Here is a 25,395-nt window from a genome sequence, read left to right as displayed (position 1 = left end):
CTCATTTATACAGACGAGAATACAAAGGCAAGCCAAGCGACACCAAAGATCAAATTTAAAGATCGCCGGCGGCGGAGTCAACCAAACAATCGCCCTCCCCCATGCTGACATTGAAGCTCTGTCGCGTTCTGCCTGCGGTCTTGCCGCGAAATCGCATTCTCGTCGGTCACCGCTATAGATATTATACGCATCGTTTGAAGGTTTGGCTGTATCGCAAAGATCTTTTCCACTTTTTCGGTTTTTCACTGGAAATCGCGAACCGGCCTCTCTATTCTCGAACGCTGCTCCTCTCCCTCGAGCTGAATCTTGGCAATCCACGCGATAATCCTGGCATTCAGCTTCGCGATAATCCTCGTAGGATCGGAACTTTTTACCAATGGCGTCGAATGGGCCGGGCATCGATTGCACGTCGCTGAGGCCGCGGTCGGCAGCCTGTTCGCCGCAGTCGGAACGGCGCTGCCAGAGACGTTCATCCCGGCCGTCGCGCTGCTGACCGGGCGCGATACCGCCGCCGCGCACACCGCGGTCGGACTCGGCGCGATTGTCGGGGCACCCCTGATGCTGTCAACCGTCGCGCTGTTCGTGATGGGCAGCGCGGCGCTCGTGTTTCGCAAACGTCGCGGACGTATCGCGCTGAGAGTGGTGCGCGAGGACGCGCGTCGGGACCTCGCATTCTTCTTCCCGGTTTTTTTGTGCCTGATAATCGCCGGCACTATCAACCTGGGTCCGGTGGTTCGCCACGTGCTCGCGATCGCACTGTTGATTGTGTACGCAAGCTACTCGGTCGTGATGCTACGCCTCAAGCGTGCGGCCGGCGCCGAGGTCGATCACGGACTCTATTTCGAATCGATCTTCGGCGGAAATTCGCTCGAGCCTCGCGGATGGGCGATAGCGGCGCAGGTAATCGTCGGCGTGCTCGCGATACTGCTCGGCGCAATCGAGTTCGTCGATCAGATAATCGTGTTCTCAGCGCACGCGCATCTTAACCCCGGCGTGCTCTCGCTCATTTTGAGCCCGCTCGCGACCGAACTGCCGGAGAAGTACAACTCCGTCGTCTGGATTCGTCAGGGCAAGGATCACCTTGCGCTCGCCAACATCACCGGCGCGATGGTTTTCCAGTCGTGCATCCCGGTCGCGTTGGGGCTCGCGTATTCACCGTGGCATCTGACGAGTCCCGAACTGCTCGCGGGATCGGTCGCGCTCGCGTCTGTCGTGATTCTGTTCATCAATTTGCGCGACTCGGAACTCGGCACGCCGACACTGATGATCGGCGGCGCGGCGTACGCGATCTTTCTAATCGGCCTCGGATACCTCGGCGCGCTCTGAATCTATTTGCGAATACGCGTTGTCCGACCCGACCGCGCGGGTGCACAATCGAAAGACGCGGATCGTAGATGACAACCTACCAGGAAATTTCGGCGCAGTTTTACAGTAACCGATTGCTGTTCGGCGATCCGGCCGACCCGGGCGTCGTCGCAGTCGAGGTAGCGTCGAAAACCGAGCTCGACGTGTACCAGCGTCGCTCGGGCAAGCTCACGCGCGAGCGCCGTCCGATTCGGCTCTTCGCACTGGTCGAGAATCTGTCGATGCTCGAAGGCTTCAAGGCGCTGCATGAAACGCGCGTACTCGACGGCGATTTCCGGTACAAGATTCTTGTCACCTTCAACTCGCTGGACGCTCTGGAAGCCGCTCGGCGCCATCTTAGGAACCTCACCGGGCAGGCGCCCAATGCGCCCGACGCGCCGTATCTCGTGCTCGCCGATCCGGTTGATCAGCATCTGATGCTGACCGGGACCACATTTTTCATCGGGATGGATTTTGCTGAGCTGCGCCGTCTCCAGCTTGATATCGAGACCTACATATCTCCGGGCTTTGAGTTTCCGTCGGCGGCGCGCGAGGGCGACCGCGTTATCGCGATCTCGCTGACCGACTCGACCGGTTTCGAGCTGCTGCTCAAGGGCACCGAGATGGACGAGCGCGCGATGCTCGAGGAGATGGTGCGCATTATCCAGGAGCGCGATCCCGACGTCGTCGAAGGCCACAACCTGTTTCGCTTCGATCTCGAGTATCTCGAGGCCCGCGCGCGGCGGCATCGGGTGGCGCTCAAGCTGGGACGTGATGGGGGCGAACTTCGTGCGCGTCCGTCGCGCATGCAAATCGCCGAACGCTCGATCGCTTACCGCCGCTACGACATCCCCGGCCGCAACATCATCGATACGTGGATTCTTGCGCAGCACTACGACATTTCGAGTCGCGAGCTCGAGAGCCTGGGACTGAAGCAGCTCGCGCAACACTTCGGACTGGCGCGCAAAGATCGCGTTTATATCGACGCGTCGAAGATCAGTTACTACTTCGAGCACGAGCCCGAGAAGCTTTACGAGTACGCGCTCGACGATGCTCGTGAGACGCGCGCACTCGCGGAGACGCTCTCCCCCAGCTACTTCGTGCAGGCGCAGATATTCCCGTACTCGTATCAGAGCGCGGTGCTGCGCGGGAACGCGACCAAGATCGACGCGCTCATGATGCGCGCGTATCTCGCCGCGGGGCATTCGATCCCGCAGCCGTCGGAGCCCGCGCCTGTCGCAGGCGGCTACACCGAGATGCGACGAAGCGGCGTCGCGCACGGCGTCCTGCATTGCGACGTCACGTCGCTGTATCCGTCGTTGATGCTGCAATATCGGCATGCGCCAGCCGCGGATCGTCTCGGCGTGTTCCTCAAGCTACTCGGCGATCTGCGCAGCTTCCGCGTGCAGGCCAAAGCGCTCGCGCGTGAGCTCACGGGCACCGAGCGCCGCAACGCCGACGCGCTACAACTCACGTTCAAAATTCTCATCAATTCATTTTACGGCTATCTCGGATTTTCGCTCGGGCACTTCAACGACTTCGGCGAGGCGAATGCGTTGACGAAACGCGGTCGCGATCTGATTCAGCGCGCCGTCGCCGAACTCGAACAACGCGGCGCACAGGTTATCGAGGTCGATACTGACGGCATCTATTTCGTGCCGCCTTCGGATGCGTCGGATGAGAAGGCCGCAGAGCGGCTCCTGGAGCAGGTCGGATCGATCATGCCCGAAGGCATCCGGCTTGAGATCGACGGCAAATACGCCGCCATGTTCTCCTACAAGATGAAAAATTACGTGCTGCAGGATGACGCGGGAAAGATGACGATTCGCGGCTCAGGGCTTCGATCGCGGGGACTCGAACGCTTCCAGCGCCGCTTCATGGAGCAGATGTTTCGCCTGTTGCTCGAGGATCGGCGCGATGAAATTCCGAAACTCCACGACGAATATCGCGGACGGCTCGCTCGCCATGAAATCGGAATCGCCGACCTGATGAAGACCGAGACGCTACAGGATTCGCTTGATACGTATCGAAGCAAAATCGGCGACAACAGCCGCAACCTCGCGGCCGCATACGAACTCGCGCTCAAAGCCGAGCGCCCATATCTTCCCGGCGATCAGATTTCGTACTACGTGACCGGCCGCCGCGCGACCGCCAGCGTGAACGCATTCGCGAAAATGGCGGCGGAGTACGATCCGCAAAATCCCGATGAAAACGTCGACTACTACCAGTTCAAGCTCGCCGACCTGTACGAAAAGTTTCGAATTTTCGTCGAGCGTTCCGGCCTGTTCGTGCCAGTTGTCGAGACCGACGAAAATCCCGCGCAACTCTCGCTGTTCGGTAATCCGCCCGCCAAACCCGAAGAACCAATCGCAGAACCCGAAGTCTGAGCACTAGGCGCGGACGCCTGAGTTGATCGATACTTCAGTCGCCGGAGGAAAAACGATGGGCGACGAAAAGCAGCAACTCGATTGGGACAAGATCAAGAAATTTTCGAAGCAGGTTTCCAACGACATCGGCGCTGCGATGCTCGGTGCGCTGAGCTATATCGGCGACCGGCTCGGAATTTTCAGCGCGCTGGCCGCAGCGGGCGCCGTCACGAGCGCGCAGCTCGCGGAGAAGACGGGACTCAGCGAGCGGTATCTGCGTGAGTGGCTGAGCGCGATGACTGCTGCCGGATACGTGAATTACGACGTCGTCGCGAAGACCTACGCGATGCCGGCGGAGCATGCGATGGTGCTGGCGCGCGACGACTCTCCATTCTTCGCCGGCGGCTTTATCGAAATGATCGTTCCGCAAATGTCGATCGCGCCGAAGGTGATGGCCTCGTTCAAGGACGGTCGCGGCGTTTCGCAGAGCGAGTATCCGCCGGAGACGTGGGAGGCGATGGAGCGTTCGTCAGCCTCGATGTACCGGCATTCGTTGATTCGCAAATGGCTGCCCGCGATGCCACAGGTGGTCGCGAAGCTTACTGAAGGCGGTTCGTCGTTGGACGTTGGCTGTGGGAGCGGACGTGCGGCGATTGCGATCGCGTCCGCATTTCCCAAGGCGAAAGTCTTCGGCTTCGACGCGCATTCCGGCTCGCTCGAGCGCGCACGCGCAAACGCCAAGGCTGCGGGTCTCGGCGATCGAATCAAATTTGAGGTGGTCGATTGCACGAAACTACCGGCAACGCAGTTCGATTTCATCTCGACCTTCGACGTCGTGCACGATTCCGTCGATCCGGACGCGCTGCTGAAATCGATTCACGCGGCGCTCAAGCCCGACGGCACTTACCTGATGGTCGAAGTGAACGTCTCGTCGAATCTCGAAGACAACATCAATCCGATGGGCCGCATGATGTACTCGATGAGCACGCTGTACTGCATGACGGTGTCGCTCGCGCACGGCGGCGCGGGAATCGGCGCGTGCATGGGCGAGGCGAAGGCGCGCGAGCTGGTCGCGGCGGCGGGTTTCAAGCACTTTCGCCGGCTGCCGATCGACGATTTGTTTTCGGCGCTCTACGAAATCCGCGCTTAGATTTAGCCGATCACTGAAGGCGTCGCTGAAAGGCGTCCTGCAGTGCCGGCAGCATAGTTTGCCAATCGGCGACGAGTCCGATGTTGGCGCGCTCGAAAATCAGCGCGTCCGCGTCGTTGTTGATAGCGACTACCGTCTGCGCACGCTTGAGACCGCAGGTGTGATTGGGGGCGCCGCGCACGCCAACCGCAATATACAATCGCGGATCGATGGATTTGCCGGTCAGCCCGACCTGCAACTGCCGCGGCACCCATCCCTGATCAGTGACGCGACGCGTCGCGCACATCGCGGCGCCAAGCACTCGAGCGAACGCGGCGACTTTCGCGACGCCTTCCGGTCCGCCGACTCCGGTGCCGATGCCGACAACAACTTCAGCGCCTTCGAGCGGCACAATCGTGGGATCGAGCGTCGAGTGCGCCTTGATAAGACGGCTCTTCGGCGGGCTCACTTGGACGCGCACAGTTTGAACCTCGGCTTGCTTGGCCTCCGATGGCGCGGCGAGCTCGAGCACGCCCGGCCGCACCGTCGCCATCTGCGGGAACGTTTTCGAGTAAATCGGCGCGACGATGTTGCCACCGAACGCCGGCTTGAGCGCGACCATCCGATTCTCAGCGTCGAGCTCAATGTCGATCGCGTCGCCAGTGAGTCCTAGTCGCAACCGCGCAGCCAGCCGCGGTCCCCAGTCGCGCCCGCGCTCGGTCGCGCCGATCAAAATCCCCCACGGCGCGTGCATCGAAACGATCTTTGCAACCGCTTCCGCTGCCGCCTCAGGCGTGTATGAACTCAGCACAGGATGATCGATCGCGATTACCTGGTCAGCGCCGAAACTCGCAAGCAGTCCCGCGTGACGCGTGATGCCAGCGTCGAAACCCACCGCGACGAGGGCACCGCCAAGCCTCGATGCGAGTTCGTCGCCGCGTGAAAGCAGCTCGAGCGTGCCGCGCGTGATGCGCCCCTCGAGGTCGGTCTCGCAGATAATCCACACATCGCGATCGCGCTTGCTCGCGCGCCGCGCCGCCGCGATCTGACGCCGAGTGTGCATGCGAGGTTTGAGCGCGCCGAGTCCTTCGAGCGCCGACATGACTTCGGTCGCAGCGCGTTCCGGATCCTGCGCGTCGATCAATCTACATTCAGTCTTCGGCGTCGTGACGACGCGGACTTCCTGCACCCAGGTCGGCGAACCCGCGAGCCCGAATTCCTTCGCGTCGCCGCTGAGCTCGGCCGCGCGCACTATCTGGATTGGCTTGGTCTCCGCCTCGTCGGAAGCACCCGGCTTGACCTTGACCGGCTGCGCGACGCGCTCGGCGCAGGTGATGACCGCGGGCATCTCGGCCTCGACCTCGTCGAAACCCTCGTCGCTCTCGCGCTCGGCGCGGATCGTGCGGCCTTCGATCTCCAACTTTCGCGCGCCGGTTATCTGGGCCGCGCCGATCAGTTCCGCGATCTCGGGACCGACCTGCCCCGTCTCCGCATCGAGCGAGTACTTGCCGAGCATGATGAGATCGAAGTTTCCGCGCCTCAGCCAAAGCGCAAGCGCACGCGCGGTCGCGAGCGTGTCCGCACCGGCGAACGCGCGATCTTCCAGGTGCACCGCGTGGTCCATGCCCATCGCGAGCGCGTCGACCAGTGCACCGCGCGCCTGCGGCGGTCCCATCGTGACGGCAGTAGTCTCCGCGCCGTGAATGTTTTTCAGCGCGACGGCGAGCGAGATAGCGCGCAGGTCGAACGCACTGATCACGTTGGGCCCGTCGCGTTTAATGGTCTTGGTGGTAGCGTCGAAGTTGGCTTCCTCGATCAGCGGGATCTGCTTGATGCAAACGGCAATCTTCAGCACAGCGATACTCCTTGTCCCGACGAGGCTAGTTGAGGCCGCCGCGAGGATGCAACAAAGCATGGCTTACCCATGCTGCTACGATCAGGTAATTTCGCGAGGTGGGTTTGTATCGTCTTGCGGCCATCGCCGCGCTCTGCGTGTATGCAATCGCGCTGGCCTCGCCGGCGAACGCGGCCGCGCAAATGCGAATCGTGTCGCTGGCGCCGAGTGTGACTGAGACTCTGTTTGCGCTCGGTGCGGGGCCCGAGGTCGTCGGTGTCTCGCAGTATTGCGACTACCCGCCGCAGGTGCGCGATTTGCCGCGCGTCGGTTCTTTTCTGACGCCGAATCTCGAGGCGATCATTGCGTTGCGCCCCACGCTGGTCGTCGGGCTTGAACTGTCCTCGGACGTGCGCGAGATTCGCGCGTTGAATTCGATGGGCTATCCGGTGCTGCTCGTCAGCGACGACTCGGTGCAACAAATCGAAACCAGTATCGAAAAAGTGGGTGCGCGGATCGACCGCCAGGACGACGCTCATCGGCTCGTCGCACAGATTCAGTCGCAAATCGCCGCGATCCAGGAACGTCTCGCGAACGCAAAGCCGCTGCGCGCGTTGATGCTCGTCGGTCATCAGCCGGTCGTCGCTGTTGGCCCGGGCACTTACCTCGACGAGCTCATGCGCATCGCGCGCGCCGAGAACATCGCCGATGCCGTAGGCCAGCAGTGGCCGCATCTCAGCATGGAGTTCGTGATCGCGATGCGTCCCGAAGTTGTCCTCGACGGCGCGATGGGCACGGATCAGTCGTCGTCGAGCAGCTTCTGGGAAAAATATCCGACCATTCCCGCGGTGCGCGATCATCGCGTCTACGGCTACGCGGAAGATCCGATGCTGCACGCAGGCCCGCGCGTGGGGCAGTCGTTGGAGATAATCGCGCGCAAAATTCATCCGGAGGCCTGGGATCGCGAGACAGTCGGTGCCGACAAGTGAACGCGCCCGCGAGCAACCCTGCTCCCGCCGCGCATCTGACGCGCGCGCGGCTGCTCTCGGTCCTCGGCGCGCTCATAATTCTGCTCGTCGTTTGCGCGATTGCGGGCTTGTTGTTTGGCACCGCGCATATCAGCCTCGCGCGCGCGCTTTCCGATCCCGACAGCCCCGATCACGCGATCTTTTTCGCGGCCCGATTGCCGCGCGTGCTGATGGGTGTGATCGTTGGCGCGATGCTGGCCGCGGTGGGAACGGCTCTGCAAGCCCTCGTGAGGAATCCGCTCGCCGAGGGCGGCATCCTCGGAATCTCAGGCGGGGGCGCGCTCGGCGCGATTCTCGCGCTCGTGCTGTCGGCGAAAATCGGCGGCGGCGAAGCGACCGTCCCGCTGTGCGCATTCGGCGCGGCTCTCCTGTCGACAGTTGCCGTTTATCGGCTCGCGATGGTTGACGGCCAGCTCGAGCCGTTCACGCTGCTGCTGGTCGGCGTCATCTTCAATGCGTTCTGGGGCGCGGCGATCATGCTCGTGAACAGCGTCGTCAACTTCTACTACGCGCACAGCATCCTCTTCTGGCTGATGGGCAGCCTCGAGGCGCCGACCTATGGCGAGGCTGCGATGGTCGCGGGTCTGGGACTCGCGGGCTTCGGGGTCCTGATGTATCGCGCGCGCGATCTCAACTTGCTCAGTCTCGGCGACGAATCGGCGGCCGAACTCGGCGTCGACGTGGACCGTCTTCGGCGCACCATCTTTGTCGCGACCTCGGTCATGATCGGCGCCGCAGTTTCTGTCAGTGGAATTATTTCGTTCGTCGGGCTGATCGTGCCGCATACTCTGCGATTGATGTTCGGCGCCGATCATCGGCTCCTGCTGCCCGCGTCGCTGATCGGCGGTGCCGCATTCATGGTTGCTGCCGATTTGATCGCTCGCGTCGCAATCGCGCCGTCCGAAATTCCCGTCGGTGCAATCACCGCGCTCTGCGGCGGCCCCTTCTTCATCTATATGCTGCGCCGCGAAGGGCGGAGACCGTTCTCGCTATGACGACGACGTCGCGCGACACCCTCGCGATGCGTGCGAGCGCAATTCACGCGGGATACCCGGGAGTGCCTGTGTTGCACGGCGTTTCGATCGAAGTGGCGGCCGGCGAGATGCTCGCGATCGTGGGTCCGAATGGCGCCGGCAAGTCCACGTTGCTGAAGGTCCTCGGCGGATCTATTACGCCGGCAGCGGGAAGCGTCGAGCTATTCGGCCGCCCGCTCGATTCGATCGAGCGCCGCGAATTCGCGCGCACGGTCGCGTCGGTCGGCCAGGAAAACGCGGTAGCGTTTCGCTTCACCGTGCTCGAGATCGTGCTGATGGGACGCGCGCCGCATCTCGGGGCATTCCGCTTCGAGAGTCCGCACGATTTGGAGATCGCATCAGCCGCGCTGGAGCGCTTCGACCTGCGGCATCTCGCCGCCCGTCACATCCAGGAACTGTCTGGCGGCGAGCGCAAGCGAGCGTTCCTCGCTCGCGCGCTCGCGCAGGAACCGAAGATCGCGCTGCTTGACGAGCCGACCGCGTTCCTCGACCTCAAGCACGTCGCTGAAATCTTCGCGCGATTTCGCGAGCTGTGCGCCGAGCGAGGCATGGCGGTTGTCGCGACGCTCCACGATCTCAACGCCGCCGCGCTCTATGCGGATCGCGTGCTGCTTCTGGCCGATGGCGCTGCGGTCGCCTACGGAACTCCCGCCGAAGTTCTGACTGCGGAGAACCTGCGCCGCGTCTACGAGACCGACGTGTACGTTGGCCGCAATCCGTCGACCGGCGCGCTCATTGTACTGCCAGCCGCACTTCCTAATTCTCGCGCGTAGCCTCGCGCGCAATTGCCCGCTCGAGCGCGCGCCGGTACTCTCTATATAGATGCCTTCTTCTGCGACTGAGCCTCTGAATCTCATCTTCGACGCCGACGATACGCTCTGGGATTCGAATATTCATTTTCTCGAGGCGTTCGATAACTTCGCTGCGGCTGTGAGCGATGCGGGCCTTGGCCTGTCGCGCGTCGAGATTCACGCCGCGGTGCGACGCGCCGAAATCCGGCTGATCAAAACGCACGGCTACGGGCGCCGCCCGTACCTGATGGCGCTGCATCAGGCGGCTGCTGAGCTCGCGCCCGCGGGTCACGACGGCTTGCGCGACGAGATCGAGCGAATCGGCGCGCATCTGCTCGAACGCGACTGCGCGTTGCTGCCCGACGTCGAGCCCACGCTGCAGCAACTGTCGCAGCGGCACCGCCTTCTCATGTTCACGAAGGGCCAGCGCGACGAACAATTGCAAAAGCTCGCGCGCTCCGGTCTCGCCCCATTGTTCGATCGCGTCGAGACGCCGCGCGAGAAGGACGTCGACGCTTATCGCCGCCTGGTGCGCGACGCCGACCTCGATCCGTCGCTGACGTATATGATCGGTAACAGTCCGCGCTCCGACATCAACCCCGCGGTCGCCGCGGGTCTGCGCGCCGTTTTCATTCCGCATCCGCATACGTGGGAGCTCGAGCACGAAGAAATCAATGACGCCGGCGACAGGATTATAGAACTTACCTCCTTTCGCCGCCTGGTCGAAGTATTCTAGTATCGATATTCCGATGTCTACCGCCGAACTAATCGACGACTTGCCTGTGCACCAGCCGGTTGCTGCCAATTCTGGCCGGGCGAAGGGTAAGCCACCGCTGGCGTTGCGCCCGCTGCACCGCATGTGGCGCAAGACGATCGATGAAATTCAGGTGTCGGCGCTGGACTTGCCGGTGCGCGGATTGCCCGAGGCTCTGCGCGGGCTAGTCGCGTGTCAGATAAGCGATTTTCACGTCGATCGCGACGAAGATCTCGCGCGTTTGACTTCAGCGGTCGAAGCGATCAACCAGCAACAGCCCGACCTAATCTTTCTTACCGGTGATTATTTTTCCGGGCCTGACACGATGCATCGCTATCTCGGTGCGTTTCGCGATGCTCTCAAAAATCTGCGCCCGAAGTCCGGCCTGTTCGCGATTCTCGGTAATCACGATCATTGGTCATCGGCCGAGCGGATCACCGACGCGCTCAAACGCGCTGGCGCCGATGTGCTGGCCAACGACAGCCGCCGACTCTTCCTGCGCAACGAGAAATTCATGGTCGTCGGCATCGACGATCTTTGGTCGCGCCGCGCCGAGCCTGCGCGTGCGTTTGGCGATGTCAACAGCGATGACTGCACGATAGTCCTCGCGCACAATCCGGACACCGCTCTCTACACGCGGCACCTGAGGCCGGGCGTGATGCTCTCCGGCCACACGCATGGGGGAGTCGTCCGAATTCCGTTTTATGGATCCCCACTCAAGTCGATTTTGCGCATCGGCAAGGAATTCTACTCGGGTCTGAACCGCTACGAAGATTTCTACATTTATACCAATCGCGGCTTGGGCACGTTTTGGTTGAGAATCCGCATCAACTGCCCGCCTGAGGTATCGCGCTTCTCGCTGACCCCTCTGGTGGAAGCAACCCTTGCCGAAAAGCCGACCGCGAAACTGCATCCGCTGAAGCGCGTTCGCCGCCGTCGGAGCCTGCGTCCCGTCACTCGTCGCTCGCGTCGAAAGCACGTCTAGCCAAGAGTCGCCGCGATGCTCGATCTCGCGATCGTCGGCGCAACCGTGGTAACTCCATCGCGCGTCGCTCTTGCCGACGTTGGCGTCGTCGCGGGTAAAATCGCGAGCATCGCGTCACCCGGCGCGCTCGAAACCGCGCAACGCACGATCGACGCGCTTGGGATGCTTCTCATTCCGGGCGCTGTCGATCCGCATACTCATCTCGACGCCGAGATGTTCTCGATGCACACCATCGACGACTTCGAATCGGGCACTGCTGCCGCCGCGGCTGGCGGAGTGACGACTATCGTCGACTACGCCTTCCAGGCGAATGGCGGCTCGCTCGTCAACGCGATCGAAAAATGGCACTCGAAAGCGCGAGATCGCTCGATCATCGACTACAGCTTTCATGTTGCGCTGCTCGATCCGTCGCCGGAGGCGATCGCCGAGATTCCGCGCGCCGTCGATCGCGGCGTCACCAGCATCAAGATTTTCATGATGCTGGGTTTCGAGGCTCGCGCGCGCGACTACCTGCGTGCGTTCAAGGTGGCAGGAGACTGCGGCGCACTGCTCGCGATTCACGCCGAGGACGAGCACCTGATCGGATTTTGCACCGAGCGCCTGCTCGCCGCCGGCAAGCATGACGTGACGCATTTCGCCGCGAGCCGTCCCCCGCTGTCCGAAGCCGCGGCGGTGAGACGCGCGCTCGCGATGACCGAGCTGTCAGGCGCTCCCGCTTACTTCGTACATCTCTCGAGCCGCGAAGCTATCGACGAAGTGCGTCGAGCGCGCGTATCCGGCCGCACGGTTCTGGCCGAGACGCGGCCGATCTATCTCTACCTGACGGAAGAGCGCTTTCTCGAGCCGAACGGCGCGAAGTATGTCGGATATCCTCCGCTGCGCAGCGCCGAACATCGCGATGCGCTTTGGGCAGCGCTCGCGGACGGCACCGTTGATGTCGTCGCGACCGACCACTGCAGTTGGACGCTCGAGCGCAAAATTTCCGCCGATCGCTTCACGCGGATGCCGCCCGGGATGTCCAATCTCGAGACTCTGGTGCCGATGCTCTATTCGGAAGGCGTCGCGAAGGGCCGTCTCTCGATTTCGCGATGGGTCGATCTGACGGCGACCAACCCCGCGAAAATTTTCGGAATGTATCCGCGCAAGGGCGCTATCGTCGAAGGCGCCGACGCCGACCTCGTGATCTTCGAACCGAACCGCAAGGTCATCGTGAAAGCATGCGAGATGCATTCGCGCGCCGACTACGACCCGTTCGAAGGATTCGAAGTTACCGGCTGGCCGAAGATGACAATCTCGCGCGGCGTGCCAATCGTAACCGATCGCAAAGTCGATGCGCCCGCCGGACGCGGCGAGTTCGTAGCGCGCGAGCGGTTCTCCCCCGGCTGGCGAAGCCAATAGCGGATCTCGAAAAAAAGCCGCGGTTACAGTCGGCGCCAGCCCCGGCCTTCGTGGCCGAAGTGGAAAAGTTCGGGATGCGTTATTTCGGCTAGGATTTCGAGCGACTCGGCGATTCGAGGGCCGGGACGGTTGAAGTACTGGTTGCCGTCGGCCATGAAGACTCGATGCGCGCGCACCGCCTTCAGCCCGTTCCACTCGGCATGATTGGTCAACGCGGGCAGGTCTTGCGCGGCGCGATCCATGTTGAAGCCGCACGGCGAAATCAAAATCACGTCCGGATTTTTAGAGGCCAGCTCTTCAAATTTCATCCACGGCGAATGCTCACCGGCTTTACCGAAAAGATTTACCGCGCCCGCCATCTCAACCAGCGTCGGCATCCAGTTTCCCGCTGCCATCATTGGATCGATCCATTCGATCGTCGCGACACTGGGCCGAGCCGATGCATCACGAGCCTTGTCCGCAATCTTCTTGAGGCGCGTGCGAAGCTGCTCGACGAGTTCGGTCCCTCGCGAATGCGCGTCGAGCGCATCCACCACGCGCTGCATGTCGGTAAAGATGTCGTCGAGGCTGTACGGCGCGAGCGAAACGATCTTCGGCCGCGCGCCCAGCCATTCGGCCACTGCGGCTTCCACGTCGCGCTCGCTGACCGCGCATACTTCGCACTGCGATTGCGTGACGATCACGTCGGGGCGAAGTTTGCGCAGCCTGACCGCATCGACGCGATAAACTGAGAGCGCGTCGCCCACAATCTTTTTCACTCGCTGATCGATCTCGGCGCTGGTGCCTTCGGGGTTGAATTTCGGTTCCGTCAACGCTGGGAGGCGCAGGACAGAGCGGGGGAAGTCGCATTCGTGTGAACGGCCGACAAGTTGATCTTCGAAGCCGAGCGCGCAAACTATTTCAGTCGCGCTCGGTAGCAGGGTCACGATTCGCTGAGATTTAGTCACTGCTTGATTCCCTGACGGCTGCATTCCTTGATTTGATCGCGACCCACGTCGGCGTCCATCAATTTGAATTGTACATGGCCGGTGGAGGCGACGTCCTCCTTGATGAAGTATTGCTCGCCGGCGTGCGCGTCAAACTTTAACTGCGCCGCACTGTCGCTGGCGGCCGCGCAGGTGACCGGCCCGCTGTCGGCGAGGAATTCGTAAAAGCCGGAGGTCTCCAATTCAATGCTCTCGTGGCCGCAGGTGATCATCGGATTCGACTGCGAACTGAGAAGGCCGTAAGGCCGGTAGACGTAGATGAGGGCCTCCGACGCGGGAGTCGCCCGTGGCTGATACGCTTCGCCCTGCGCGCCGCATCCGGCGAGCGTGATGCAAGCGAGAGTTGCGATCAGAGCGCGAATCATTTTTTGTTTCATGACTTCGAGGCGCGAACGTAAAGGAACAGCGCGATGTGATCGCGAAATTTTCTGAACGCCTCGGGATACAATTCGCACGCGGACTCGGGCGCGCGCGGCTCGCGAATCTCCTCGAGCCGCAGACCAGCCGCGGTCACAGGGTTGATGTAGTCGGACAGTTTGCGATCAAAACGCGGAATGGCGAACTCCTCGACCTGCACGGCATTGGGCGCATGACCGAACTTCCAACGATCGATCCAGACTTCGTCGTTAAAATAGTCCGCGACAGTGAATTTGATGGCGCGCCCAGAGTCGTCTCTAATCCAGCCGAAACCTTTGGTCGAGAAGCATGGATGCAGGATGCTGTATGCGAGCGTGCCGCCGGGGCGCAGCACGCGTGCGAATTCGCGGATCGCGCCCGGAAAATCAGGACCGTCCATCAACGCCATCGTCGAGATGACCGCATCGAATGAATCTTCGCCGAAGTTCGCCATGTCGGTAAATGAAGCACGCTCGTAGTGAATTTCCAACGGTTCGCGGAGTTCCTCGGCGCGCGCGAACTCGATCATCTTCGGCGACAGATCGACGCCGGTCATGCGGGCGCCGCAGCGCGCGAACATCCGCGTGTTGTGACCCTCGCCGCATCCCGCGTCGAGCACGGTCTTGTCGCGCAGGTCGCCAGCGAACTCGAGGAAGGCGGGATTGTTCCAATGCTCGCGAAAGATGTCCCAGTGGTTACGAACCTGGTCAGTCCACACGTCGGCATTTCGATCCCATTGCTCGGCAACTTCAGACTCACGAATTTGCGGCGGCATTTCTTTTTCACCCTCCCGCGCAATCGCGCGTGAAAAAAAACGGACGAGGAAAATCTCGTCCGCTAAGAAACCGTGCTGTGGCGGATGAGCACTCGCAATCGCGATCGTCATCCTGAGGGTTTGGTGAGTATATGCGCGATGCTCAACGTTGACAAGACTCCGGCGCGACCCGATCGTGAGACCCATGATGCAGGAAGCTTCCAGCGTTCGCACCGCGGGCAAAGTTGAGGCGGTCGGTCTCGATTTCGGAACCACCAACAGCGCGATTGCGATCGTTGGCGCCGACGGAGCACCACGCCTGGCGCGGTTTTCCGCCGCTGAAGGTGGAGATCCGACCGAGACGTTCCGATCGATTTTATTTTTCGAGGCGCCTGAGGAAACCGGCGGGACTGATTCGGCGGTCTCGGTCGGCAACGACGCGATTCGGCGCTATCTCGCGGCCGCGGGCAACGGGCGGCTGGTGCAATCGCTCAAGTCGTTCCTGGCGGACAAGACTTTCGAATCGACCGACATCATGGGTGAGACGTACACGCTCGGCGATTTGATTGCGCCGATCATCACCGCGCTGCGCGATGCCGCGATTGCGCAGTTCGGCGAGTTGCCGCCGCGAATCGTAGTCGGCCGCCCGGTTCATTTCGCGGCCGCTGGCAATCCAGACGAAGCGCTTGCGCGCAGCCGGCTGGATATCGCGATCCGGCGCGCGGGATGGACCGACGTGGTGTTCGAGTACGAGCCGGTTGCGGCGGCGTATGACTATGCGCTTCGAATCACGCGCGACGAAACGGTGTTGATCGCGGACTTCGGCGGTGGCACCAGCGATTTCTCGGTGCTGCGTCTGAAGCCGCGAGCGGCTGCGAAGCATGGCGCGGCGCGCTACGAGATTCTCGGCAACGACGGCGTCGGCATCGCGGGGGATGCATTCGACGGGCGCGTGATGCGCCACCTGGTCGCGCCTGCGCTCGGGCGCGGGACGAAATACCGATCGCCGTACGGGATGGTGCTGCCGGCGCCAACCTGGCCGTACACGAAGCTGGAGCGATGGCATCATCTGTCGTTCCTGAAGGCGCGTGCGACGATGCTGCGATTCGAAGAACTGATGCGTGAATCGTTCGAGCCCGAAAAAGTCGCAGCACTGATTCATATCGTGGAAAACGATCTGGGCTATTTCCTGTTTCGAGCGGTCGAGAAGACCAAGCTCGAGTTGTCGGCGCTGGAAGCGGCGGATTTCATGTTTTCCGATCCGCCGGTGTTGATCGACAAGATAGTGGCGCGGCCGGATTTCGAAAATTGGATCGAGCGTTATCTCGAACAGATCGCTGGATGCGTCGATCGGCTGATGAAGACCGTCGCGCTTAAGCCGGACGCGATCGACAGCGTATTTCTGACCGGGGGGTCATCGTTCGTGCCTGCGGTACGGCGCATTTTCACGGACCGCTTCGGCGCCGATCGCATCCGGATGGGCGACGAGTTCACATCAGTTGCGCGCGGCCTCGCGCTGCGCGCGCTAGATACCACCGGCTAGATTTCACTGATTTTCTGAATCAGTGAGTTCGTTTGTAGAAACATTTACCCAACAAGCACAGTGCGCCTGACAACTTTCCACCGTTGGCGCACGAATATTTCGTGGCATGGGGTCTGCATCCTACTTCCGAAAGGCAATCAGCGAGCGCGAGTGTGCCCGTGTAAAAATTGCCAATTCAGGAGGTGAATTTAATGAAGCGATTAGTACTCACATTGGTGGCGGGCGCATTCGGATCGCTGTTGGTGCTCCCGATCGCGCACGCGCAGGACTATCAGGACATGAGCCAGGACGCGAACGCGATCCGTCATGACCAGCGCGACATCCATCAGGACAAGCGCGAAGAGCGCGAAGACCTGGAACATGGGAATCTTGGCGCGGCGGCGGGCGAGCAGGCGGATATCGAGCGTGACCGCGCGCGCGAGAACGCGACCAAGGAAGATCTCAACAACGATATGAATGGCAACGACTACGCCCGCCATCATCACGATGACGACAACGACTAGAGTTTGAAGCGTGAAGCCGCGCCGTTGAGAAATCAGCGGCGCGGTTTTTTTGTACGCAACTTTTCCGCGAATAATCGTCGCGCGGAATCGTCATAGCAGGAGGGCAAGCGATGAACTCCTATTCTTCAAGGTTAATTTCAACCAGGTCTGGCGCCAGTTTCACGGTGCTCGTCATGCTGGCGACGGTGCTTTCAGGGTGCGCCACGGTTTCTGTCACACCGCAGCCGATACGGCCGCCCGAAGCTGCGGCTGCGATGAACGCTATCGAGGCGGAGCCGACCTATCCGGCACGGATCGAAGTTCGCGACTTTGATTTCGTGGTAAATGATGTGACCGAGAACAGGAGTCCGCTGAATCGTGGGATCGATCTGTTCAAGCGAAGTTCGGAGGACCAGCGCCAGGACGCGATCGGGCGCGATGTAGGTGCGGCGCTTTCGAAAGAGATCGTCAAAAAACTGGACCGAGCCGGCCTTAATGCTGTGCGCGTCCCCAGGGACAGCGATATTTCTTTCCAGGGCAACTTTCTTCTTGTCACGGGGCGACTGGTCGAGGTTGACGAAGGGAATCGTTTCACGCGGATCGCGGTCGGTCTCGGCGCTGGTGAATCGAGACTCGCAACCGAAGTTCACGTGTATCGCGTGACTAACGGCGAAAGAGCCGAGGTGCTGGAGTTTAGGACCCGCGCCAACAGCGGAAAGATGCCGGGTGTCGCAGCGTCGCTAGGCGTTGGAGAAATGTTTGTTGGCCCGATCACTTTGCTTACGGGCGTGGAAGACGCGCTGTCGAGCGGCCAGAAGATCTACGTTTCCCAAATCGACTACCTGGCTGGCGAAACGGGCAACGAGGTCGCGAAGTATCTCTCGCAGTACGCCGCGGCCGAGGGATGGATCCCGATGAGCAAGGCGAAGTCGGTGCATCTGGCGAGTTAAGCTGAGATTGCACTCGCCTCACGAGAATGATCGGCCAATGAATGCATCCCATCGCGCGCATCGGGATTCAAAATTCCCGTCATCGCCGTTTGAGGTGCAGACGCGAATCGAGTGGGGCGAGGGCAGAGGCGTGCGGTGATCTGGGCGAGGAACCTAACACCTAACCCCTTCCCTCGAGGGAAGGGGAATAATCGCGTTGGAGAAAAGTCAGACCGCGAGGGAGTGGGGGTAGGTTGCAGTCAGCGGTGGCATTTCGAGGCCTAGTTGGTCACAGCGGCGGGAGAGCATCGTGAGGTAGAGATCGGCTAGTTCCTGGTTGTCGCGGGTTTTCAGCCCGAAGCGGATGCAATCGTAGGTGAAGCCGGTGCCGGGCGGGCCGAAGAAATTTACCGCGCGCGGAAGCCATCGGCGGAGCGCGGTGTTGACCGACTTGGCGCCGAAACGGTCGACGGCGTCGCCGAGTTGGCGCGACGCAAAAATTTCGTGGTCGGCTTCCTCGTCGAGAATTATTTCGGCGGCGCGCGCGTGCGGTGCGTAGCTGGAATCCTTGTAGTTTTCGCCGATCATGATGAGGCCGGTGGTGTCGAGGCTGAGCGACGCCATCAGGAGGTCGAGCTCGCCTTCAGCTTTCGAGGCGAAGTAACTGGGCGCGTCGAAGGAGGGCGCTTTGAGCACGATGATCATCGAGCGATCGGCCGCCTGCTGGCTGACGCCGAGTTCCTCGAGCGCGTGATAGATGAGTCGTGCGTGTTTTTTTTCTTCGGCGAAATTTTTCTCGACGATTGGACGCAGGTCGGGATTGTCCAGCGTCCCGAGCGCGCGCTGATAGCCGAGCGCAGTCAGCTTCTCCGCCATCGCATGCGCGGCGAGCAGACGGATCAGCACCCTGGTGTATTGCGGATCGACGCGGCCCTCGTTGAGCGCCTCGGCGTTCAGCGATCGCGGCGGGAACTCGCGCCGGATCGGCATCGCGGGCTACCTCACTTACTCGCGGCGCGCGAGGGCAGGATGACGGTGGCGGAACCGGGCGTAGTCTTCTCGCCTTTTGCGTTCTCGAGCCAGATTTCGCAATCGACCAGGTTGTAGCCGCCGTCGGTGCATTTTTTGGAGACCTTGCCGCGCGCGACGACCTTGGTCCCAGGCTGATCCATCCCGCGGTACTGGACGCCGAGTTTGCGCAGCCATCCGAGCTCGCCGGCGAAGTCGGTCATCAGATGGCCGAGGAACGCGTTCTTCAACGCGCCGTGCAGGATTACGCCGGGTAGATTGTTGCCCATCGCGAAATCCTTGTCGTAGTGGATCTGATAGAAGTCGCCCGATGCGCCGGCATAGCGGACGAGCTGCTGCGTGGTTGGATTTTTTTCGAGCGGCCCGATCTCGGTGCCGACTTCGACATCTTCGAAATAAATTTGCTTCGCCATCTTAGCTTCCTCTCGCGAAACGCTAGTAGCGGATTCCAGTCGAGCGTTGTACGACGCAGACTTCGCCGAACTGGTTGGTGTAAGTGGTTTCGACGGTCGTAAAGACCATCGGTCCGAGTCGGCCCTCGGACTCGCGCAAGTCGACGAGCTTGGACTGCACGGTGATGTGGTCACCGGGGCGAATCGGCGCGAAGTACTCCCATTCCGAGCCGCCGTCGAGGCCGCGGAAGGTAGTCATGTCGAGCTTGATGTCGGGAATCGGCGAGCCCATCGAGCGGCAGAAGGTGGGCGGCGCGATCATGCTGCCGAAGCGGGTCTGGCGCGCGTCACGCTCGCTGTTGAAGAGCGGATTGCGATCCTCGATTGCCTCTGCGAAGCGGCGGATCGCGCCACGCTCGACTTCGTAGGTGCGCGGTTCGGAGGTTTTGCCGATTTGCTTGCGAGCTTCGTCGGTAACGTATTTGTTCGCCATCTTTTTCAGTGTCCCCTGTTTACGTTTCGGTCCGCTTGAGACTTTTTTACCACAGGCGCTCGCGATGGGTATAACGCCGCGTCATTTTGCGATCGAGATGCGCGGGACTAAGATCAGAAGTAGCGACACGCACAACGGTCGGCATGAGGAGGATCTCGATATGGCGAAACTCAGCGAGAATCAGATCAGAGAGAAGCTGAAGGCGCTGCCCGGATGGGAGTACAAGAACAACGCCATCAGCAAGACGTTCAAGTTCAAGGAATTCCTGCACGGGATCGAGTTCGTACAGAAGGTCGCCGAAATCGCCGAGGGCGCCGACCATCATCCCGACATTACGATCAACTACACGCGCGTGACGTTCTCGTGCTCGACGCACGATGCCGGCGGGGTGACCGACAAGGATTTCAAGCTGGCGGAGAATATCGAGATCGCGTTCAAGGATCGCGGCGAGTAGGGTCAGCCTCGATTCAGCGCGCCTTGGCTTTTATCTCCGCGTACTTGTCGAGCAATGGCAGCACGGTGTCGCGCGTCGCGGGCGGCAGCGCGAAGATCAACCGGTCGAGGCCGAGGTCGAGGAACTTTTTGACCTGATCCTCGTTCGGACCGACGCCGAACATCGAGACCGGAAGCTTGCTGCGGCCGGCTTTCCTGCCCGCTTCGGCGAGCGCCTTCAGGCCGGCGGAGAGATCGTAGCGCGGAAAATTTATCGGCATCCATCCGTCGCAATACTCGGCGACGCGATCGAAGGTTTTGGGCGATTGCGAGCCGAGCAGAATCGGCGGGCCTCCCGGCTGCACCGGCTTGGGAAAGGACCAGATCGGATCGAAGTTCACGAACTCGCCGTGAAACTCGGCAGCCTCTTTGGTCCAGATTTGGCGCATCGCGAGAATTTTTTCCTTGACGATCTTCCAGCGCCGCTTGAAATCGACGCCGTGATTCGCCATCTCCTCGACGTTCCATCCCGCGCCGATGCCGAAAATCACGCGGCCGCCGGAAATCATGTCGAGCGACGCGACTTCCTTGGCGAGCACGATCGGATCGCGCTCGATCACCAGGCATACGCCCGTACCGAGTTTGAGTTTTTTTGTTACCGCAGCGGCTGCGCCGAGCGCGACGAAAGGATCGTGCGTGTGCCAGTACTCTTTGGGCAGTTCGGCGCCGCCGGGCCACGGAGTTTTGCGCGATGCGGGGATGTGCGTGTGCTCGGGGAAGAACATCGATTCGAAGCCGCGCTGCTCGGCGGCGAGCGCAAGTTCGATCGGCTGGATTGCGTAGTCCGTCGGGAACATCGAGATTCCGAATTCGGCCATGGCGATTCCTCCGGGTTTAAGTGGGCGCCAACAGCAATTTGTCAGCGCACCGTAGATTTTTTCATAGCACAATCGATAGGCGAAGTGTCTGCGCCGGTTGCGGCGATGCTAGTTCGTCGGCGATGCGCCTACGACGCGGAGCTTCGCGTTTGATTCCCTCGCCCCTTGTAGGGCGAGGGAATCAGAACGGACCCTCTCGCAGACGGTCTACTACGCGCCGGACTTTAGGACTTGGCCAGGGAGGTAGCCTGAATGGTGGCCGTGGTCGTAGAGGATGTCGCCGTTTACGATTGTGTATTCGACGCCTTCCGCAGGCATCACTAGTCTGCGGCCGCCGCCCGGAAGATCGTTTTGCATGCGGGCGCGCTTGGCGGAGCCGACTTTGCGCTCGTCGAAGATTGCGACGTCGGCGGGGAGGCCGACTTTGAGACGGCCGCGGTCCTTGATTCCGAAAAAGTCCGCCGGCTCTGACGTGATTCGCTTGATTGCATTTTCCAGCGTCAACGCCTGCCGCTCGCGCACCCAGGTGCCGAGCAGGTAGGTGCAATAGCCGGCGTCGCACAGCATGTTCACGTGCGCGCCGCCGTCCGACAGCCCGATCATCGTGCGCGGGTCCGCGATCAGCCGTTGAATTCCTTCCTCGTGATACTGCTGCATCGTGTACTGGATATTCAGATCGTCCTGGAGCGCGAGGTTAAAGAAAGTATCGAGCGGATCCTCGTGCCGCTGATCGGCGATCTCGCCGACGGACTTGCGCTCATATTGTTTCAGCGCGGGATTTGCGACCTCCAGCACCTCGACCCGATTCCATTTGCCCTGGAACAGATGCGGCCGTTTGAGCTCCTCGCGAAAGGCGCCGCGAAAAGCCGGGTCACTGTAGAAAGCCTTCTGCTTCTCGAGCGGCTGATTGAACACCGGCCCCCACAACTCCATGTCGGCGAACGAGAACGGATTGCGCAAGTCCATCTGCACGACGAACGGCTTGCACAGCACCTGCGGCACACCGCCGCGCTTGATCAACGGCTCGAGGCGTCGGAGCGTGTCGGCGCTGGCCTCGGGCTTGTCGGGACGACTCGCCATCGCGAGCCACGTGACGGGCCGCGCGCTCTCGTCGAGCAGAAATTCCAGCAGACCCTCTTCGTCCTCCGACATGCGTCCCGAGCGGCGGGTGAGCGCTATTTCGATTGCGCCGCGACCCGCATCGCGCAGCACGTTGGCGTAGGCCTTGAGCTCATCGGTCGACGCCAGCCGGCATGCGAGCGGACGCCCCTGGTAGCCGATATGCTGCGGCAGAGTCGTCGTGGAAAATCCGAACGCACCGGCCTCGACGGCCTCGCGCAGCAACTCTGCGATGCGCGCCGTCTCGTCGATGGTGGCCTCGCGCTCCATCGATTCTTCGCCCATCACGTAGTGCCGAAATGGGGTCAGAGGCGCCAGGAACGCGAGATTGATTCCCGCGCCGCGGCGCTCGGCCGCCGCGATGAACTCCGGGAAGGTTTCCCATTCCCACGTGATCCCCTTCGACAGCGCCTCGAACGGAATCGCCTCGACGTTGACCAGGTCCCACGCCGCCACTTCGCGCGCCGCGGGCTTGCAGGGCGCAATACCTACTCCGCAATTTCCCATCACGACGGTGGTGACGCCGTGCCATGAAGTGCAACTGACTAGTGGATCCCAGCAGATCTGCGCATCGTAGTGAGTATGCGGATCGACGAAGCCGGGCGACACGATAAGGTCGGACGCATCGATTGTTTCGGTGGCGCCGTCGGTGACCTTGCCTATCTCCGCGACCTTGCCGTCCTTGACTGCGATGTCGGAGCGCCGGCGAAAGGCGCCGGTGCCGTCGATAACCGTTCCGTTTTTGATGACGAGATCGTAAGCCATTTCCACATCCTCCGGGATGCGATTCGAGACAAAACGCCTTAGCTTTCGGTATCGCAGGAAAGACTGTCGGGGCGCAAGGATTGCGATCAAGGCGTGCGTTCTCTGAAGCACAATGAGGGCAGTAATCTGGAGTTCTGCTATCTAATAGTCATATCGAGCAAACAAATAGTCGGGGCTGGATGGAACGCCTTTGCCGATTGTCCTCCACAGTCGATCCTCGAACCTAGTCGCAATAACGATCCTCTTATATGATCGGGGCGCCGGCGAATTGTTCGCGAAGGAGATTAGTCAGATGAAGGTGGTTGTCGATCTGAAACTGTGCGAGGGAAATATGAAATGCCAGGAGGCGGCGCCGGAAGTGTTCGAGGTGCGCGACGACGACAAGAGCCATCTGTTGATCGAGAATCCGCCGGAGCGCATGCGCGATAAGCTCAAGCTTGCGGCGCGGTTGTGCCCCCGGCAGGCCATTACGGTCGGCGACGACTAAGATGACTCAATCCTCGCGACAGGTCAGAATGCAGAGACAGAACTCGCGGAATCGCGGAGACCCTTTTAATGGAAACTGAACAGGCACTCTCACTCGACTCGTTGAACATCATCGGCCCCGACCATTACATGAGAAATGGCTACCCGCATCGCGAGTGGACCTACCTGCGCAAGCACAAGCCGGTTTTCTGGTGCGAGCATCCGAAGACCGACCCGTTTTGGGCGATCACCAAGCACGCCGATATCATCCAGATTTCCAAACAGCCGCGCCTGTTCCTCAACGGCCCGCGCCTGCTGATATTCGTCCAGGAGGAAGGCTTCGAGGAGAGTCCGACGCCGCCCTTCCGTCATCTGCTCGATATGGACCCTCCCGATCACGGCGAGTATCGCGCCGTCGTCAGCCGGCACTTCACGCCGCGCGGGGTGAGTCCGCTGGGGCCGGAGATCGAGAACATCACGCGCGAGGTGCTCGACGACGTGACCGGGCGCGACGTGTGCGATTTCGTGACGGACGTGTCGTCGAAAATTCCGCTCGCTGTCATCGCGGAACTGCTCGGCGTCCCGCACAAGGACTGGGAACAGCTGTTCCGATGGACCAATGAAACGATTGGCGGCGGCGACCCTGAGTTCCAGGCGGGCACCACCGCGCAGGAGACGATGGATCGATCGCGGCTCGGCCTGTTCCAGTATTTCAGCGAGATGGTCGCCGAGCGGATGAAGCATCCGACCAACGACATCACCAGCATCGTTGCCAATGGCAAGGTGAACGGCGAGCCGATCCCGCAGTTCGAGATGCTGTCGTACTACTTTTTGCTGGTGGTTGCGGGCAACGAGACCACGCGCAACGCGACGACCGGCGGACTGCAAGCCTTCATCGATAATCCCGGGGAATGGCAAAAGCTCAAGCGCAATCCCGAGCTGATCGATTCGGCGGTCGAGGAGATCGTGCGATGGACGACGCCGGTCATCCAGTTCGCGCGCACCGCGACAGAAGATACGGTGATTCGCGGCCAGAAGATCAAAGCCGGCGAATCGGTGTGCCTGTTCTATCCGTCGGCGAATCGCGACGAAGAAGTTTTCAACGATCCTTTCAAGTTCGACATCAGCCGCAATCCGAATCCGCACATCGCTTTCGGTATCGGCGAGCATTTCTGTCTCGGCGCGAACCTGGCGCGGCTCGAGCTGAAAATTATTTTCAGAGAACTGGCGAAGCGACTTGATTACGTCGAACCCGCAGGTACGGTCGAGCGGCTGCGTTCGAGCTTCGTCGGCGGCATCAAGCACATGCCGATTCGCCTCAAGATGAAGCCCGCCGCCAAAGCGGCCTGACGAGGTAGCTACAATGATTATTCCGCGCAAGTCGGCTGACCGCGGACGCACGAAGATCGATTGGCTCGACAGCCGCCACACGTTCTCGTTCGGCGACTACCACGATCCCCGGCAGATGGGATTTCGCACGTTGCGCGTCATCAACGAGGACCGCGTTCGCCCTGGTGCCGGGTTTCCGACGCATGGGCATCGCGACATGGAGATCATCACCTACATTCTCGAGGGCGCGCTCGAGCACAAGGACAGCCTCGGCACCGGATCGATCATTCGACCCGGCGAAGCGCAGCGGATGAGCGCGGGCAGCGGAATCACGCATAGCGAATTCAATCATTCGAAGACCGAGCCGGTCCACTTTCTGCAAATTTGGATCATGCCTGCCTCAGCCGGAATTGCTCCAGGCTACGAGCAGAAGACAATCGATGACGCCAAGGCGCACGGCGGCTTCGCGCCGGTCGGTATGCCGGAAGGCGGCGGCCAGTCAGTGAAGATTCATCAGGACGCCGCGCTGTCAGTCGCAAAGCTCGAGCGCGGACAGACCGTCGCGACCAATCTCAAGCCGGGCCGCCACGGATGGGTGCAGGTCGCACGAGGCGCGGTGACCGTGAATGGCACCGCGCTCGCGGAAGGCGACGGAGCCGCAATCAGCAACGAAGAAAAAGTGACGATTGCCGCGAGCGCACCTGCCGAAGTCCTGTTCTTCGATCTCGCTTGAAGGCGTT

25 protein-coding genes are annotated in these 25,395 nt (G+C 61.2%); 16 read left to right on the top strand and 9 right to left on the bottom strand.

From position 1 onward, the window contains the following. The first annotated feature begins 306 nt into the window (after positions 1-306). From WB650_RS18305 to WB650_RS18295, 3 genes are all read left to right on the top strand, one after another. Positions 307-1,326 carry a sodium:calcium antiporter gene (locus WB650_RS18305; RefSeq protein ID WP_422303093.1) on the top strand — a complete coding sequence of 340 codons (1,020 nt, stop codon included), beginning with the start codon at positions 307-309 and terminating at the stop codon, positions 1,324-1,326. 68 nt (positions 1,327-1,394) lie between these two features. Continuing rightward, positions 1,395-3,731 (top strand): DNA polymerase domain-containing protein, encoded by a 2,337-nt coding sequence (locus WB650_RS18300; protein WP_423961492.1) that lies wholly within the window; start codon positions 1,395-1,397, stop codon positions 3,729-3,731. A 55-nt stretch (positions 3,732-3,786) separates the two neighbouring features. Further along, entirely contained in the window at positions 3,787-4,860 is a 1,074-nt protein-coding gene (locus WB650_RS18295) for a class I SAM-dependent methyltransferase (RefSeq protein WP_422301016.1), read from the top strand. 10 nt (positions 4,861-4,870) lie between these two features. Here the strand turns inward: WB650_RS18295 and WB650_RS18290 are convergent, their stop codons facing one another. Next, positions 4,871-6,694, bottom strand: coding sequence for an FAD-binding protein (locus tag WB650_RS18290; RefSeq protein ID WP_422301017.1), 1,824 nt, complete (start codon positions 6,692-6,694; stop codon positions 4,871-4,873). A gap of 104 nt (positions 6,695-6,798) precedes the next feature. Between WB650_RS18290 and WB650_RS18285 the strand changes: the two genes are divergently transcribed. Genes WB650_RS18285 through hydA form a run of 6 tightly spaced genes read left to right on the top strand, consistent with a single transcriptional unit; the run spans position 6,799 to position 12,663 of the window. Then, the gene (locus WB650_RS18285) at positions 6,799-7,662 is read left to right on the top strand and encodes an ABC transporter substrate-binding protein (RefSeq protein WP_423961490.1); all 864 of its coding nucleotides are present in this window, start codon (positions 6,799-6,801) and stop codon (positions 7,660-7,662) included. Continuing rightward, positions 7,659-8,696, top strand: a complete 1,038-nt coding sequence (locus WB650_RS18280) for a FecCD family ABC transporter permease (protein WP_422301019.1) — start codon at positions 7,659-7,661, stop codon at positions 8,694-8,696. The genes WB650_RS18285 and WB650_RS18280 overlap by 4 nt, the downstream gene beginning before the upstream one ends. After that, entirely contained in the window at positions 8,693-9,508 is an 816-nt protein-coding gene (locus WB650_RS18275; RefSeq protein ID WP_422301020.1) for a heme ABC transporter ATP-binding protein, read from the top strand. Before WB650_RS18280 ends, WB650_RS18275 begins: the two co-directional genes overlap by 4 nt. A 49-nt stretch (positions 9,509-9,557) precedes the next feature. Next, positions 9,558-10,262, top strand: a complete 705-nt coding sequence (locus WB650_RS18270; RefSeq protein WP_423961488.1) for an HAD family hydrolase — start codon at positions 9,558-9,560, stop codon at positions 10,260-10,262. A gap of 13 nt (positions 10,263-10,275) precedes the next feature. Further along, positions 10,276-11,265 carry a metallophosphoesterase gene (locus tag WB650_RS18265; RefSeq protein WP_423961487.1) on the top strand — a complete coding sequence of 330 codons (990 nt, stop codon included), beginning with the start codon at positions 10,276-10,278 and terminating at the stop codon, positions 11,263-11,265. 15 nt (positions 11,266-11,280) lie between these two features. Continuing rightward, complete coding sequence (gene hydA / locus WB650_RS18260) at positions 11,281-12,663, top strand: dihydropyrimidinase (protein WP_423961485.1); 1,383 nt, start codon at positions 11,281-11,283, stop codon at positions 12,661-12,663. Positions 12,664-12,686: 23 nt separating this feature from the next. Here hydA and WB650_RS18255 read toward each other — a convergent pair whose 3' ends face one another. From WB650_RS18255 to WB650_RS18245, 3 genes are read right to left on the bottom strand one after another with little or no spacing between them, the layout of a single operon-like run. Next, entirely contained in the window at positions 12,687-13,610 is a 924-nt protein-coding gene (locus WB650_RS18255; RefSeq protein ID WP_423961483.1) for a cobalamin-binding protein, read from the bottom strand. Continuing rightward, entirely contained in the window at positions 13,607-14,014 is a 408-nt protein-coding gene (locus WB650_RS18250; RefSeq protein WP_423961481.1) for a hypothetical protein, read from the bottom strand. The genes WB650_RS18255 and WB650_RS18250 overlap by 4 nt, the downstream gene beginning before the upstream one ends. Positions 14,015-14,022: 8 nt before the next feature. Next, positions 14,023-14,820, bottom strand: a complete 798-nt coding sequence (locus WB650_RS18245; protein WP_422305051.1) for a class I SAM-dependent methyltransferase — start codon at positions 14,818-14,820, stop codon at positions 14,023-14,025. 148 nt (positions 14,821-14,968) lie between these two features. On the opposite strand from WB650_RS18245, the gene WB650_RS18240 reads away from it, so the two are divergent. From WB650_RS18240 to WB650_RS18230, 3 genes are all read left to right on the top strand, one after another. Next, positions 14,969-16,342, top strand: coding sequence for an Hsp70 family protein (locus tag WB650_RS18240; RefSeq protein ID WP_423961479.1), 1,374 nt, complete (start codon positions 14,969-14,971; stop codon positions 16,340-16,342). A gap of 191 nt (positions 16,343-16,533) precedes the next feature. Continuing rightward, on the top strand, positions 16,534-16,845 hold the full coding sequence (locus WB650_RS18235; RefSeq protein WP_422305047.1) for a hypothetical protein: 312 nt from the start codon (positions 16,534-16,536) through the stop codon (positions 16,843-16,845). Between the two features lie 110 nt (positions 16,846-16,955). Next, complete coding sequence (locus WB650_RS18230) at positions 16,956-17,774, top strand: DUF4410 domain-containing protein (RefSeq protein ID WP_422305045.1); 819 nt, start codon at positions 16,956-16,958, stop codon at positions 17,772-17,774. Between the two features lie 207 nt (positions 17,775-17,981). Here the strand turns inward: WB650_RS18230 and WB650_RS18225 are convergent, their stop codons facing one another. Genes WB650_RS18225 through WB650_RS18215 form a run of 3 tightly spaced genes read right to left on the bottom strand, consistent with a single transcriptional unit; the run spans position 17,982 to position 19,667 of the window. Next, a complete protein-coding gene (locus tag WB650_RS18225; RefSeq protein ID WP_422305043.1) occupies positions 17,982-18,743 on the bottom strand; it encodes a Phenylacetic acid catabolic protein in 762 nt (253 codons plus the stop codon). Positions 18,744-18,754: 11 nt separating this feature from the next. Next, positions 18,755-19,195 carry a MaoC/PaaZ C-terminal domain-containing protein gene (locus WB650_RS18220; RefSeq protein ID WP_422305041.1) on the bottom strand — a complete coding sequence of 147 codons (441 nt, stop codon included), beginning with the start codon at positions 19,193-19,195 and terminating at the stop codon, positions 18,755-18,757. Positions 19,196-19,217: 22 nt separating this feature from the next. Continuing rightward, positions 19,218-19,667, bottom strand: a complete 450-nt coding sequence (locus WB650_RS18215; protein WP_422298883.1) for a MaoC family dehydratase N-terminal domain-containing protein — start codon at positions 19,665-19,667, stop codon at positions 19,218-19,220. Positions 19,668-19,827: 160 nt separating this feature from the next. On the opposite strand from WB650_RS18215, the gene WB650_RS18210 reads away from it, so the two are divergent. After that, entirely contained in the window at positions 19,828-20,121 is a 294-nt protein-coding gene (locus WB650_RS18210; protein WP_422305039.1) for a 4a-hydroxytetrahydrobiopterin dehydratase, read from the top strand. 13 nt (positions 20,122-20,134) lie between these two features. On the opposite strand, the gene WB650_RS18205 is transcribed toward WB650_RS18210, so the two are convergent. Both WB650_RS18205 and WB650_RS18200 read right to left on the bottom strand, forming a co-directional pair. Then, positions 20,135-20,977: an LLM class F420-dependent oxidoreductase gene (locus WB650_RS18205; RefSeq protein ID WP_423961477.1), complete on the bottom strand. Its 843-nt coding sequence runs from the start codon at positions 20,975-20,977 to the stop codon at positions 20,135-20,137. A gap of 210 nt (positions 20,978-21,187) precedes the next feature. Continuing rightward, a complete protein-coding gene (locus WB650_RS18200) occupies positions 21,188-22,861 on the bottom strand; it encodes an N-acyl-D-amino-acid deacylase family protein (RefSeq protein ID WP_423961475.1) in 1,674 nt (557 codons plus the stop codon). A 292-nt stretch (positions 22,862-23,153) separates the two neighbouring features. On the opposite strand from WB650_RS18200, the gene WB650_RS18195 reads away from it, so the two are divergent. From WB650_RS18195 to WB650_RS18185, 3 genes are all read left to right on the top strand, one after another. Further along, positions 23,154-23,348 (top strand): ferredoxin, encoded by a 195-nt coding sequence (locus tag WB650_RS18195; RefSeq protein ID WP_422298891.1) that lies wholly within the window; start codon positions 23,154-23,156, stop codon positions 23,346-23,348. 68 nt (positions 23,349-23,416) lie between these two features. Then, complete coding sequence (locus WB650_RS18190) at positions 23,417-24,676, top strand: cytochrome P450 (protein WP_422305350.1); 1,260 nt, start codon at positions 23,417-23,419, stop codon at positions 24,674-24,676. A gap of 13 nt (positions 24,677-24,689) precedes the next feature. After that, positions 24,690-25,388, top strand: coding sequence for a pirin family protein (locus WB650_RS18185; protein WP_422305348.1), 699 nt, complete (start codon positions 24,690-24,692; stop codon positions 25,386-25,388). Positions 25,389-25,395: the final 7 nt, after the last annotated feature.

The organism is Binatus sp. (SeqCode), assembly GCF_049584895.1.
Taxonomy (GTDB): Bacteria; Desulfobacterota; Binatia; order Binatales; family Binataceae; genus Binatus.
Note: the sequence above shows the minus strand (reverse complement) of the source record. Positions and strands in the feature narration are given on the sequence as shown.

Bases quoted from the DNA above. Each gene is read 5' to 3' on its own strand.
- WB650_RS18300 (WP_423961492.1), top strand. From the start codon at position 1,395: ATGACAACCTACCAGGAAATTTCGGCGCAGTTTTACAGTAACCGATTG.
- WB650_RS18295 (WP_422301016.1), top strand. From the start codon at position 3,787: ATGGGCGACGAAAAGCAGCAACTCGATTGGGACAAGATCAAGAAATTT.
- WB650_RS18275 (WP_422301020.1), top strand. From the start codon at position 8,693: ATGACGACGACGTCGCGCGACACCCTCGCGATGCGTGCGAGCGCAATT.
- WB650_RS18270 (WP_423961488.1), top strand. From the start codon at position 9,558: ATGCCTTCTTCTGCGACTGAGCCTCTGAATCTCATCTTCGACGCCGAC.
- WB650_RS18265 (WP_423961487.1), top strand. From the start codon at position 10,276: ATGTCTACCGCCGAACTAATCGACGACTTGCCTGTGCACCAGCCGGTT.
- hydA (WP_423961485.1), top strand. From the start codon at position 11,281: ATGCTCGATCTCGCGATCGTCGGCGCAACCGTGGTAACTCCATCGCGC.
- WB650_RS18250 (WP_423961481.1), bottom strand. From the start codon at position 14,014: ATGATTCGCGCTCTGATCGCAACTCTCGCTTGCATCACGCTCGCCGGA.
- WB650_RS18245 (WP_422305051.1), bottom strand. From the start codon at position 14,820: ATGCCGCCGCAAATTCGTGAGTCTGAAGTTGCCGAGCAATGGGATCGA.
- WB650_RS18235 (WP_422305047.1), top strand. From the start codon at position 16,534: ATGAAGCGATTAGTACTCACATTGGTGGCGGGCGCATTCGGATCGCTG.
- WB650_RS18230 (WP_422305045.1), top strand. From the start codon at position 16,956: ATGAACTCCTATTCTTCAAGGTTAATTTCAACCAGGTCTGGCGCCAGT.
- WB650_RS18225 (WP_422305043.1), bottom strand. From the start codon at position 18,743: ATGCCGATCCGGCGCGAGTTCCCGCCGCGATCGCTGAACGCCGAGGCG.
- WB650_RS18220 (WP_422305041.1), bottom strand. From the start codon at position 19,195: ATGGCGAAGCAAATTTATTTCGAAGATGTCGAAGTCGGCACCGAGATC.
- WB650_RS18215 (WP_422298883.1), bottom strand. From the start codon at position 19,667: ATGGCGAACAAATACGTTACCGACGAAGCTCGCAAGCAAATCGGCAAA.
- WB650_RS18210 (WP_422305039.1), top strand. From the start codon at position 19,828: ATGGCGAAACTCAGCGAGAATCAGATCAGAGAGAAGCTGAAGGCGCTG.
- WB650_RS18205 (WP_423961477.1), bottom strand. From the start codon at position 20,977: ATGGCCGAATTCGGAATCTCGATGTTCCCGACGGACTACGCAATCCAG.
- WB650_RS18200 (WP_423961475.1), bottom strand. From the start codon at position 22,861: ATGGCTTACGATCTCGTCATCAAAAACGGAACGGTTATCGACGGCACC.
- WB650_RS18195 (WP_422298891.1), top strand. From the start codon at position 23,154: ATGAAGGTGGTTGTCGATCTGAAACTGTGCGAGGGAAATATGAAATGC.
- WB650_RS18190 (WP_422305350.1), top strand. From the start codon at position 23,417: ATGGAAACTGAACAGGCACTCTCACTCGACTCGTTGAACATCATCGGC.
- WB650_RS18185 (WP_422305348.1), top strand. From the start codon at position 24,690: ATGATTATTCCGCGCAAGTCGGCTGACCGCGGACGCACGAAGATCGAT.